A 12,283-nucleotide genomic window follows, 5' to 3' on the forward strand; every position below is an offset into this window, starting at 1 on the left:
AGGAAACTCTCCTTGAAATCTGGACGGAAAAAATTCTGCCAGAATTCTCCCTCGCCACGGTCGAGACATCACCGACGCTGTTCATGGTTGCAGCACAGCCAGGAGCTGGCAAAACCAGGCTCGTCAGTTCAATCCAACGAGCCAACAGGAACGCCAAGGCGATAATCGGAGATGACTATCGCCCGTTTCACCCCATGTAGATGGAACTCTTGAGCGTGCATCCCGAAATCATGCCCGACGCCACTGCACAGGCAGCGGGAAGATGGGCGGAAATGAGCTTGAATTGGCTGCGGAATCATCGAAGAAGCGTGATCGTGGAAACGACTATGAGACATCCCAGGGCGACTGAGAATACCCTGAAGCAATTCAAAGCGGCCGGATACAGAACGCAAGTCATTGTCGTTGCGGTACCGCGAGAACTGAGTCTCATGGGCACATTGACCCGATACGTGAACCAGATATTGGCTCAGGGCCAGGATAGATGGGTCAATCCTATGGTTCACGATGAGGCAGCGACACAGCTTATTGAGACGTTGTCCAACCACATTGCGAACGGAGTCGTGGATAAGATCGATATCGTAGAGCGCTCAGGTAAAGAGCTGTTCTCGAAGACGATATCTGATACCAACAGAATGACCATCATCGAGCAAACATTGGCAGCAATCGAAAAGGTCGACGATTTGATGGACTCGATGAAGAGCAACGCAAACAATGGTTGGCCGAACTCAAAACAGTCCAAGATTTTGTCAGACAGCATCCAGACATGAGCACTCTGATTGCAACACTCAAGAGATTTGAACATGCCACGGAGTCCCTGATGGCCTCACAATCATTCGCACCTTTGGGATCTGAGGAAATTCCAGACAGTGCAGCCCCAATGACTGTCGAATGGTGGCTTGGTTTTCAGGAGAAAATCGGCAGTTTTGATATTAGGCATTCGAATTCGCTAAGAACAGAAAGCACCATCCGGCATGTTTATTGAGAGCAGTTGGCAATTTGACCATGCATGTGCCTATAATTGCACACTGTTATTCATGCGAACGGCGCCCTCTAAACCCGTTTTCATGAGGACACGCTGAACAACCGTTGTGCCCCACACATCTGGCTCGGGAAGCACCTATTGTACAAGGAGAGCCATTTTGGCAACCAAGATTCGTTTGAAGCGCCTGGGTAAGAAATTCTATGCCTTCTATCGCGTTGTTATCGTTGATTCACGCAAGAAGCGTGATGGCGAGGTCATTGAAGAGGTCGGCGTTTACGATCCGAATAAGCAACCTTCGTTGATCCAAATCGATTCAGAGCGCGTGCAGTACTGGCTCGGCGTTGGCGCACAGCCATCTGAGCCTGTTTTCAAGCTGCTGAACATCACTGGTGATTGGCAGAAGTTCAAGGGTCTTCCAGGTGCCGAAGGCACGCTGAAGATGCCTGAGGGCCACGCAGATGCCGCAACACGCATCGAAGAGGCTGAGAAGTCCGCACAGAAGCTGAAGGCAGCGAAGTCCGAGAAGGACGCCAAGGCCAAGGCAGAGGCAGAAGCAGCGAAGACTGCAGAAGCTCCAGCCGAGGAAACTGCCGCTGAGGAGAAAGCCGAGTAAATCATGTTGGCACAAGCTGTCGAGCATCTTATTCGCAACATCGTCGATTTCCCTGATGATGTTTCAGTGAAGTCACACGAGAACAATCGCGGCGAATTGCTGCGCGTTCGGGTCAATCCTGAAGATATCGGCCGAGTGATCGGTCGTAGTGGGCGCACGGCCAATGCCATACGCACCATCATTCAGGCTTTGGCCGACCATAAGGTCCGTGTGGACATCATGGATGTTCGAAAATAGCGTGCCGAACGTGAGCGGTTTGAACCATGGCAACGATGTTGACAGCACTGTTGTCAACGATGTTACCAACGATGACCCTCAGCAGCGTGAGTTGCTGAGGGTCTGTCGTATAGGTCGCGCGCAGGGCATCAAGGGCGAGGTGAACGTATGGGCATTCACCGACGAACCTGAGCTGCGCTTCGCGCCTGGAGCGGTCCTCGCGGATTCAGCGGGTCATGAATATCACATCGTGAGGTCACGCCAATTCAAGAAGCGCTGGATCATCTTGTTCGAGGGCATCGCCGATAGAAATGCAGCGGAAGCCCTGAACGGCATCGAACTGTTCTGCGATGCGGATGACCCTGACGAGATGGAAGACGAGGAAGCCTGGTATCCATCCGACCTGATCGGTCTGGAAGTTCGTCTTGACCCCGGATTCTGCGAGAGGAATCATTGCGACGGCACGGTCACGATTGCGAAGGTAGGCGATGTGCTCGATGGCGCGGCACAGTCCTTGCTCGAGCTGAAGTCCATCGCTGCCTCTGATGCCAATGCCGATGCCAATGAACATGCCAATGAACATGAACCAATGAGTGTGCTGGTTCCGTTTGTCGAAGCAATAGTTCCTGAAATCGATCTTGAACACGGGTATGTGTCTATCGACCCGCCGAGTGGACTGCTTCCTGATGCAATGCTTGATGTGGCAAAGAAAAGTTAAGTGTATCTGCAATGAAGATTGACATCGTTTCCGTATTCCCGGAATATTTCGAAGTGCTGAATCTGAGCCTTCTTGGCAAGGCGCAGGAGCGTGGGCTGCTTTCTATCGATGCGCATGACCTGCGCGATTGGACTCACGACGTCCACCATTCCGTTGATGATACGCCGATTGGCGGCGGTGCAGGCATGGTCATGAAACCAGAGGTATGGTCCGAATGCCTTGATTCGCTGCTTGGCGAACGGTCCCTGGTCAACATCGAACAGTCGGATGTAAAAAAGCCTGATGGAGAACACTCTGATGTAGAAAAGCCTGATGCCGAACAGCACAGTGCCGAACAGTCGGACGAGGGCTATGCGGCGAGCGATCCCGCACCAGGGACCACGATTGTTTTTCCGAATCCGTCGGCTCCACTGTTCACTCAGGACGATGCCCAGGAGCTTTCTCACCAGAACAGGCTTATCTTCGGATGTGGCCGCTATGAGGGCTATGATGCCCGCATTCCCGCATACTATTGCTCCAAAGGCTATGATTTCCGGGAATATTCGATTGGTGACTACGTGCTCAATGGGGGAGAGGTGGCGGTGTCGGCGATGGTCGAGGCCATCACCCGTCTGCTTCCGGGGTTCATGGGCAACCCCGACTCGATTGTTGAGGAATCGTACACGGGCAAGCAGGCGCTTTTGGAATACCGTCAATACACTCGCCCCGCGCAGTGGCGCGGTCGAGACGTGCCAGATATTCTGCGCAGTGGCGATCACGCCAAGGTCGACCGTTTCCGCCGAGACGAGGCACTCGTGCGAACCGCCAACATCCGCCCCGATCTGATCGAGCAGCTCCGAGTCGAAGACCTCGACAAGGCCGATCGCAAGCTCCTGACGAGCCTGGGCTGGGATCTGACGAACAGCTATCCCGAAGCTCACTGACTCATTGGCGCTGACTCATTGACGCTGATTCGTTGATGCAAACTCATTGGCGCGATTCATTGATACTGACTCATTGATACTGACTCATTGTGCGAGCTCGCTATCGAGAGACACTCCAGACAAGACATGCCATGGCACCTGGCCGCGATCAACGATTGCGATTGAGCGATGGGACCGTCTCCATGCGATGCCGAGCCCGACTGTCGAAAGAAACGCCGTCGGAACTTGACTTGGAGTTAACTCCAAGTTTTAGAATCATGTCTTATGGAAGACAGCAATGAGAAGTCTCAAGACAGATTGCTGGGCGAATCGGATGGAGTGCCCAGTGAATGGATGCAGCCTCAGTACTCGATCGGGCGTGCAGCCGAACGCACGGGTGTGCCAGCGGACACCTTGCGATACTACGAGCGCGAAGGCATCATGGCGCCGGCAGGTCGCACGTCTGGCGGTTCACGGCGATACAGCGAGCTCGATCTCGAGAAGATCGCATGCGCGCACTGGCTGCGGGAGGCAGGCGTGCCAATCGCCGTCATCAAACACTTTGATGCACTGCGTGATCAAGGTCGTGAAACGGTAAGTGCCAGAAGGAGTCTGCTTATCGCCCATCGAGACGAACTGCAGAGGCGTCGAGACCGCATAGAGGCTTCCATGGTGGCGATCGAAGAAAAAATCGCCAAATATGACAGAATCATGGAGGCTCGCCGATGAAGCGGCACACGAAGGCCATCGTCGCACTCGTCGCAGCGTCGGCATTCTGGGCAGGCAACTATGTCTTCGGCAAGGTCGCCGTCGAAGACATGTCTCCGTTCAGCATCGTGCTGCTGCGCTGGGCCATCGCGCTCGTTCCGCTGGCGATCATCGCCCAGACGGTCGAGCACCCTGACTGGCTGGCGGTGATGCGGCACTGGCGCTTTCTGCTCATGCAGAGCCTGCTTGGACTCTTCGCATATAACTTTCTTCTCTACGAAGCCTTGCGCGGATCGACGGCGTTCGGGGCATCCCTGATCAATGCTGCGAATCCTGCGTTGATCGCATTGGCGGCGCTGTTTGTGTTGCATGAAGGCATTGGTTGGAGAGGTGGCGCTGGCATCGCGCTGGCACTCGTTGGGGTTCTTATCGTGCTCACTCACGGCGACTTCACGACTCTGACGACCATATTCGATCCGAGCAGCATACTCATGCTCGCTGCGATCGGCGTCTGGACCGCCCACACGATTGCGGCGCGCAAGGGCCCTCGACTTCCTCCGGTAACCGCAGTAACCATCCAAGTCGCCTTCATCGTCGTAGGGCTGGGCGTGGCGGCACCATTCGTAGGGGTCACCCTGCCAAGCACTGGATCCGCATTGGGTTCGCTGCTGTTCATCGCCATATTTCCCTCATGCCTGTCATATGTGCTATGGAACACTGCACTCACCGTCATATCGTCGGGGAAGGCAGGGGTGTTCCTCAACCTCATCACGGTATTCACTGCGCTGTGGGCGCTCGCCACAGGCGAAGCCATAGGAGCCTCGCAGATCGTCGGGGGAGTGACCATCATCGTGGGCGTTCTTCTCACATCATGGTCTTCGCAAGGCGCTTCTGGCTCACCCATTCATGGGCGCGACCGGGATTGACCGGAATATGGCCGCTCGGGCCCCATGGCCGGATGCCATTGTCATGAGCTCCCGAGCGGCGTCATCGAGCGTCTCCCAAGGTGTCGCCTGCCACGAATGACGTCTCGAAACGAATATGCTCAACGGCGTGAGTGTCTTCGATGATCTGATTTGCCAGACGATCGGCGCAGCGGCCACGTTCCTCCAAGGGCTGGCTCATGGTCGTCAGAGATCTTGCGAGCCATGGCAGATGCAAGCCGTCAAAGCCGGTGATGCTCAGATCTTCCGGTACGCGAAGCCCGGATGCCTGAGCGGCGCGCAGTGCACCTTCCGCAAGCAGATCGTTCTGCGCCATGATGACTGAGATGTCAGGATTTGAGGTCAGCAGAGCGCGCGCTGCCGCTTCGCCTGCGTTTGAGTCGCGCGCTGCCGCTTCGACGCGCACCGCCTGGGGGAACCTTTGAGCAACCGCTCTGAGTCTTCCCTGAATCGTTGGATTGGCGATGAGATCGATATCGGTGTCTATGGGAATGACGTCTCCTGGCGGACCGCAATATCCCAGCCGTGTGGTTCTCATAAGAACTCCCACATTTCTGTGGCCATGAGCCTGCACTATGTCGGCGAGCTGGCCCATGCCCTCTTCGTCGGCGATCTCCACGGAGGAGATGTCGTCGGCATAGGGCCCTTCGACTCCCACCATCGCAATGCCATGCTTGCGCGCCAGCTCAACCAGTTCAGTGAATGGCTCTCCACGGCTGATGAATATCAGGGCATCCAGCGGCACCGTGCTCAAGCGTCTCAGGGTCCTGGCATCGACCTTCGCACTTGCCTGAAGCAGCAGCATGCTGTGGCCTGCCTCTTCGAGTGCAAGGCTCAGGCCATTCATGGTTTCGATGGTCGTCGGATTGTCAAAGGCGTGCGCGATCTGTTCGGCGATCGCGACGCCCACGATTCCCATGCTTCCACTCTTCAAGGAGTGGGCTATGGGATTCGGCCCCGTGTAGCCGACTTCGCTGGCAACCTGCAGCACATGGGAACGCATCCGAGCCGATATCGGACCCGACTCCCGAAAGGCCAGGGAGACGGTCGATACGGAAACATGTGCACGATCCGCTACCTGGGTGATGGTCGCCCTGGAACCATTCAGACGCGATGAACGATCGATGCTCAATGGCCTGGCTTTCTGTGAGATGTGGAGGTGCTGATTGCAAGGCTATGCCCCAGAACGGACGACTGGGAAGCTGCGGGATTCACTCGCGCATCAGCGATTCATGCCATACGTCGATTATCGCATTCGCGCAGCGTCTGTCGCGTGCAGCCAGGAATCCTGCATTCCGGGGGTTCAGGGTTTCCTTGCCCGTCTCGTCCATGATCACCCCGCCCGCCTCATGAACGATGAGCACTGCGGCGAAATGATCCACGGTTCCGAACTTTCCGATCAGAGTCGCCACGCCACGTCCGAGTGCGACGCCGGTCACGCTTGCCGTGCCGGTTCCTGGCACTCGCATCGTGCAGAAGCGCTTCGACAGCCGTTCGAAGATTCCGGGCAATCCTGGCCATGCATAGTTATTGGCCAGTTCGACGGAGACGATGGTTCCTTCGACGGGGTCTTCGGCATTGTCGAACGAGCGTTCGGGAATGGTGATTCTCCGATCGCCAATCCATGCGCCCTTGTTCTTCTGGGCTGTGATGACCCGCCAGCCTGCGGGGTCTATCACGGCGCCGACTATCGGATCGTCGCCGTTGCGAACCAGCGCGAGAGAGAAGCTGAACCAGGGGATTGCATTGGCATAGTTGATCGTGCCGTCCAAGGGATCGAGGAACCAGCAGTCACCCTGTCTGGGCTCGTTGCCGCCCATCTCCTCGCCAACGACGGGCGTCTCCGGAAACTGTGCATGCAGCGCCTCCCGAACTTCCTGCTCGATGAGCCCGTCGAGGTCGGTCACCAGATCTGCCGGGGTTGCCTTGCCATGTATGTTGGTTCGGAACTGGCCGTTTGACTCCTGGATTGTCTCGACAGCAGCAGCGGCGATTTCACCGGCTATGAATCGCGCCCGTGCATCATGCTCTTCGACGCTCTCTTGAGCATTTCCATCCACTAGCTGAAGCGCATCGCGAACGGCATTCATACGGTTCGAGGTTATGCCGTCGACGCCGACGCTGCGTAGATGGGCGGCCTGCATGGTGTTGTCCACGGTCCAGCAGGAAACCCCGAGGCCGAGGGCGTGAGCGCTTTCCACCAGTTCGCTTCCCACCATCAGATAAGGCAGATTCAGCATCTGCGGATGCAGTTGTTCGATCTCCGATTCATCCGGTGCCTGGGCGTGCCGCCACGGCATCCAGATGAACGCCTCCCTGTCGAGTGAACGAATGTCAAGCATGGCTTGGTATTTGCCGCACCACTCGACTTCGTCGTTCAGCCCGAGTGCCTTGACGACATCGTATGCCGGTTCGGCGAAGCGTTCATCATCCATGTCGATGAGCAGACGGGATCCACTGTCATGGATGACGTTCAGCACCTCTTCCAGCGTTGGAACGCATGAATCAGGGTCGCCTTGCATGGCGCGCAGCTCATCGAAGCCAAGATCCTCGACCTTTCGGGAATCGCCCCACACGCGCAGCAGGTCAGGGTCATGAAGGACGATGACGCGTCCATCGCGCGTGCATCGCACATCGATTTCGACCAGGTCGGCGTGGGCGGCGATCGCTGACTTCACCGAAGCCAGAGTGTTTTCCTTGATTCCCAATCGATCTGGATGAACTCCGCGATGTGCGGCGAAGCGCATGGTGCTACTGATCGTCATTGCATAACCTCCAATAATGCATTGTCCTTATAGTGATAGATTCTTGTGGCGCTCAGATGGACCTGGGCTCCCAGGGCGATGGTGGGCTGATCCAGCTGACGCAGTCCTGTGATGGATGTGCCGTCGAATGCGTCGAAGATGACTTCCTCGTATCTGCCGTGTGGAATCGTTCTGACGACCTTCGCATCGCAGACTGGAAGGGAAGTGCTGCCGAGCTCGCTGCCTTCGGATGCATAGCGTATGTCCTCTGGACGAACGAGCCAGTGTTCCTTGGGCTCAGATGGACCGAAGGCACCGTCAAAATCGCTCATCGTACCGATGAAGCGGGCTATGTTCTCCGTTTCCGGTCGCATATAGAGATCTTCGGGAGCGCATACCTGTTCCAGTCTGCCGTCGTGCATCACTGCGATTCGATCGGATATCGCCATCGCCTCCTGCTGATCGTGGGTCACCATAATCGTCGTGATGTTCAAACGCTGCTGAATCTCACGGATGTCCTCGCGCACGCGCTCCCTCAGCTTCGCATCCAGATTGCTCAGCGGCTCATCGAGCAGCAGTATCGAGGGCTCTCGGACCAAGGCGCGAGCCAGAGACGCTCGTTGCTGCTCCCCACCAGACATCTTGCCTGGTCTGGCCCGACGTCGCTGGGTGAGATTGACCAGCTCGAGCACGGCATCGACGCGCTGCGCGATCTGCGCCTTCGGCACCTTGGCTACCCTGAGTGGGAAGGAGATGTTTCTTTCCACGGACATCTGTGGCCATAGGGCATAGTTCTGGAAAACCATTGCGCTTGGCCTGCGTTCGGCTCCATATTCGGTAACGTCGCGCGAGCCCATCCACACTTTGCCGGCATCGGGATGCAGGAATCCGGCGATCATTCGCAATGTCGTGGTTTTCCCACAGCCGGATGGTCCGAGAAGGGAGACGAGCTCGCCTGGTTCCACCTTGAGCGTGACATCGGTGATGACCTGCCTTCCTCCAAAGGACTTATGCAGTCCCTGAAGATACAGCCCATCGCTGTTGGAATCGAGATGCTGGCCTTCGGTCGCATGATTCGTGACCCTGCCTTCGCGGGGCGTGATATTGTGCATTGACATGTGTGTGCCTTTCAATGCCGAGATCTATTGGTGATTGTCGGATTCATCGGATCTGGAAGCCTTCCGCGAGGCGACCGCCCATGATGTACTTTCTGCACGAGACGAGCAGCACGACCGAAGGCACCGCAAGTATCAGTGCGAAAACCGCGGATACCTGCTCTGGATAGTTGAGCACCATCGAATACATCTGCGTCGGCATCGTCATGTATTTCGGCGCGCCTACGAGGTAGGTGCCTTGGGACTCGTCGAACGATGCAAGGAATGACATGACCATGGCGACGATGATGCCTGGCGCGGCAAGTGGCAGCGTGACCGAGAAGAACACTCTGAACTTGCCTGCCCCAGCGTCCGATGCGGCCTCTTCCAATGATCGGGGAACGCTTGAGAACGCTGCCGCAGGAATCCATGTCATGTTGACCAGGGTGCTGATCAGATGAACGATCAGGATGCCAGCGACGGTTTCCATCAGATGCAGTCCATAGAAAATCGCAGCCATGGCCACGAACAGGCCCATCTTGGGGAAGGCGTTGACTGCCAGAAGGCTGACCTGGAATGCGCGTCTTCCAGGAAAGTTGAACCGCGAGAAGGCGTATGCCGCTGGAAGGCACACCAGTGACGAGATGATCACCGTCACCGGCGCAAGGATGAGAGAATTGCCGACCGATGACATAAGCTGCTCGTCCGAGAAGACGACCGACCACCAGCGAGTGGTGAAGCCGTCTGGCCACAGATTCGGATACGTCCATGACGTCACGAACGCGTGGGAGACAAGCCATAGGAACGGTCCGAAAATGAACAGCATGGCAATGATGGCCACAAGCCATGTGAGTGCGGCTTTCACGACCTTTCCCATCGAAGTCGATACGGCATTCGCTGGCTTGGAATCAGCAGTGGGGACTTCGGAGCGATCGGCTGATGTCCCGACGGAAGGATGGGAAGACGTCGTCTCGATGGTTCCTTGCGAGGATTGCGTGAGGGGAGGCATCTTATGACTCCTTTCTCGAGCCGTCGTCGCCGCGAACGGATGTGACCACATAGGTGACGGCTATGCCAATGCCGATGATGAACATGACCACGGCGATGGCAACGGATTGTTGGGGACGATTGAATGATTGGTAATACTTGGCTATATCGACTCCAAGCATCGTCGGCGCATTGGGACCGGTGAAGTAGGGGACGGTGAACTGCCCAAGAATTCCGATTGCGGTCAGTGTCGAAGCGATGAGTATCTGTGTCTTGGCCAGCGGAAGCAGGATCTCCCATACGATTCTCCAGGACGATGCCCCGGAATCCCTGGCACAGTCGATAAGATCGTCTGGGACCCCCTGAAATCCAGAAACCGTCATCAGCATCGCGAATGGCAGATTCACCCATATCGATGTGATGATCACACCAGTCGTCGTGAATCCCCAGATTGGGGCGTTCAGACCGAACTGTGCAAAGACGGATCGCAGAAAGCCGTTTGACTGATAGAAGATCAGATTCGCCCAGGAGGCTATGACCACCGGTATGAACAGCGGTATCACTCCCAGTCCGGCAAGCAGGGATCCAAGCCTTGAATGGCTCAGACGCATGTATACCGCTATGGATGTCGTGATGAGCACCACCACCCCAGTGCTGACGACGGTTATGACCAGTGTCACGAGAAGGTCTCGTATGAAACGGCTGTCGGCGATGATGTCGGCATAGGCGTCCAGTGTCAGCGGCTTGCCCTGATGGACATCCATGCCAATCTCGGCTGCGATCTGATTGAGTCCACCGGTATATCCCAGACTGAACAGTATGGCCAGAATGACCGGAATGCCGACGAACAGCAGAAGGACGACGATAGGAGGCATCGCCATCAGAAATCCGATGAGGCTGCGCCTGCGATCCCGTCTCTTCTGATATCCGCCCGCATGTGGCGCGGAGGGGCGCAGCGCTTCATGCTTCGTGGCGCGCCCCTCCGGTTCAGCGTTGGGCCGCACCATTGATGCGGGCGACCCATCAAGGTCATGGACGCTCATTGCTGACCCGGTACCAGCTGATCCCACTGGTCATTCATATCCGAGGCAACTTCGGAGTAGTATCCTGCCCGGAGCGAACTGATGTTGGCATCCTTGAACTCGGCGGCGACGGATTTATCCATCTTGTCGAGTGAGATCACCGGGTATCCCGAGACCTCGCTGGCCACAACCTTCTGACCTGCCGCACTGAGCACGAAATTCAGCAGCTTGTAGACGAGCTTCTTGTTGCTGGCAGTCTTGGGGACGCCAAGGTATGAGGCGCTGCCCGTGAACGAGGGGTCCGAGATTTGCGTGTATTTCACCGTCGAAGGAATGGTGCCGCTCTTCTGCGCCGTGATGAACTGATCTGACCACACGGGTGCCATCTCGATGGATCCCTGGCCTAGCAGCGTGAGAACCTGCGTGTTGCCATTGGGATACACGCCCTTCTGATAGACATAGGGGTTGAGCGAGGCAAGTTTGGCAAAGCCCTTCTTCCAGGCTGCTTCTGCCGCTGCATTCTTCTCGAGGCGAAGCACCTTCTGCTGCTTCGTCGTCAGATAGCTGTCAAGGACAGTGCTGACGAATGCGCCGCCTGAACCGCCGCTTGCGGGGGAATTGTAGGCGAACTGACCTGGATTCTTGACAATCCACTTCAACAGCGCCTTCAGGGTCTTCGGCGGCTTGCTGACCTTCGTCGAATCATAGGCGAGCAGCACTGAGGAAGCGCGATAGGGAACGCCCACTCCAAGACCCGCCTTCACCGTTGCTGACGGCACGTCTGTCAGGTTGGAGATGTTCGAGGAGGAAACCTTGGTGAGCAGATTGGCCTGTGCTGCCTGACCGGTCACCCATCCGGCATCGACCAGCTGATACCCTGGGTCGTCGCCGGACTTCGTCGATGTGGCGAGCTTGGCCACGGTCTGCTGGTCATGCTCACCGTGAAGATCGATCTGCGTCTTTACTGTGATTTTTGGATACTTCTTGTTGAATGCGGGAATGATGCCCTTATCCCATAGATCCTGAACGTTCGTGTCGCCGGATATGAACACGGTGACCGTTCCGCTTGCCGAACTGTCTGAAGTCGTCGATGATGCTGTCGAGCCTGTGCTCGACGTCACGCCGCATCCTGCGGTGAACATGGCTATTGCCAACGTTCCTGCCACCGCGCTGAGCATTCGTTTGATTCTCATGTCCTAACCCCTTCTGATGATCTGGCTCATACGGAAGTCAGATCGCAACAGATTTCACGACTCCCAGCCGTCAACATGTGGCGAAGAGCCGAAAATGATTCATGCCAGCATGCATCTTCTGATCCCATGCATGCCGAGGCTTTCTTCTTGAAGTACGTCG

At 56.5% G+C, this 12,283-nt stretch carries 12 protein-coding genes and 1 pseudogene; 7 read left to right on the forward strand and 6 right to left on the reverse strand.

Features of this window, described 5'->3' with window-relative positions; all coding sequences use genetic code 11:
* Positions 1–83: 83 nt before the first annotated feature.
* The 7 genes and pseudogenes from QN062_RS07820 (at position 84) to QN062_RS07850 (ending at position 5,065) form a co-directional block, all read left to right on the forward strand.
* A pseudogene (locus QN062_RS07820) lies at positions 84–767 on the forward strand (zeta toxin family protein).
* Between the two features lie 372 nt (positions 768–1,139).
* A complete protein-coding gene (gene rpsP / locus QN062_RS07825; protein ID WP_369341261.1) occupies positions 1,140–1,595 on the forward strand; it encodes a 30S ribosomal protein S16 in 456 nt (151 codons plus the stop codon).
* Positions 1,596–1,598: 3 nt separating this feature from the next.
* The gene (locus QN062_RS07830; protein WP_094694178.1) at positions 1,599–1,832 is read left to right on the forward strand and encodes an RNA-binding protein; all 234 of its coding nucleotides are present in this window, start codon (positions 1,599–1,601) and stop codon (positions 1,830–1,832) included.
* Entirely contained in the window at positions 1,819–2,529 is a 711-nt protein-coding gene (gene rimM, locus QN062_RS07835) for a ribosome maturation factor RimM (RefSeq protein ID WP_369341262.1), read from the forward strand. The genes QN062_RS07830 and rimM overlap by 14 nt, the downstream gene beginning before the upstream one ends.
* Positions 2,530–2,540: 11 nt before the next feature.
* Positions 2,541–3,452, forward strand: coding sequence for a tRNA (guanosine(37)-N1)-methyltransferase TrmD (gene trmD / locus QN062_RS07840; RefSeq protein WP_369341263.1), 912 nt, complete (start codon positions 2,541–2,543; stop codon positions 3,450–3,452).
* Positions 3,453–3,716: 264 nt separating this feature from the next.
* Complete coding sequence (locus QN062_RS07845) at positions 3,717–4,160, forward strand: MerR family transcriptional regulator (protein ID WP_369341264.1); 444 nt, start codon at positions 3,717–3,719, stop codon at positions 4,158–4,160.
* The gene (locus QN062_RS07850; RefSeq protein ID WP_369341265.1) at positions 4,157–5,065 is read left to right on the forward strand and encodes a DMT family transporter; all 909 of its coding nucleotides are present in this window, start codon (positions 4,157–4,159) and stop codon (positions 5,063–5,065) included. The genes QN062_RS07845 and QN062_RS07850 overlap by 4 nt, the downstream gene beginning before the upstream one ends.
* Positions 5,066–5,126: 61 nt before the next feature.
* Here the strand turns inward: QN062_RS07850 and QN062_RS07855 are convergent, their stop codons facing one another.
* The 6 genes from QN062_RS07855 to QN062_RS07880 form a co-directional block, all read right to left on the reverse strand.
* On the reverse strand, positions 5,127–6,215 hold the full coding sequence (locus tag QN062_RS07855; protein ID WP_369341266.1) for a LacI family DNA-binding transcriptional regulator: 1,089 nt from the start codon (positions 6,213–6,215) through the stop codon (positions 5,127–5,129).
* 79 nt (positions 6,216–6,294) lie between these two features.
* Positions 6,295–7,848 (reverse strand): inositol monophosphatase family protein, encoded by a 1,554-nt coding sequence (locus tag QN062_RS07860; protein WP_369341267.1) that lies wholly within the window; start codon positions 7,846–7,848, stop codon positions 6,295–6,297.
* The gene (locus QN062_RS07865; RefSeq protein ID WP_369341268.1) at positions 7,845–8,945 is read right to left on the reverse strand and encodes an ABC transporter ATP-binding protein; all 1,101 of its coding nucleotides are present in this window, start codon (positions 8,943–8,945) and stop codon (positions 7,845–7,847) included. Before QN062_RS07865 ends, QN062_RS07860 begins: the two co-directional genes overlap by 4 nt.
* 43 nt (positions 8,946–8,988) lie before the next feature.
* The gene (locus QN062_RS07870; RefSeq protein WP_369341269.1) at positions 8,989–9,930 is read right to left on the reverse strand and encodes an ABC transporter permease; all 942 of its coding nucleotides are present in this window, start codon (positions 9,928–9,930) and stop codon (positions 8,989–8,991) included.
* A gap of 1 nt (position 9,931) precedes the next feature.
* Complete coding sequence (locus QN062_RS07875) at positions 9,932–10,978, reverse strand: ABC transporter permease (protein ID WP_369341270.1); 1,047 nt, start codon at positions 10,976–10,978, stop codon at positions 9,932–9,934.
* Positions 10,948–12,123 (reverse strand): extracellular solute-binding protein, encoded by a 1,176-nt coding sequence (locus tag QN062_RS07880; protein WP_369341271.1) that lies wholly within the window; start codon positions 12,121–12,123, stop codon positions 10,948–10,950. Before QN062_RS07880 ends, QN062_RS07875 begins: the two co-directional genes overlap by 31 nt.
* Positions 12,124–12,283 lie beyond the last annotated feature (160 nt).

Origin of the sequence: Bifidobacterium sp. WK012_4_13 (assembly GCF_041080835.1) — a bacterium.
Lineage (GTDB): Bacteria > Actinomycetota > Actinomycetes > Actinomycetales > Bifidobacteriaceae > Bombiscardovia > Bombiscardovia fermentum.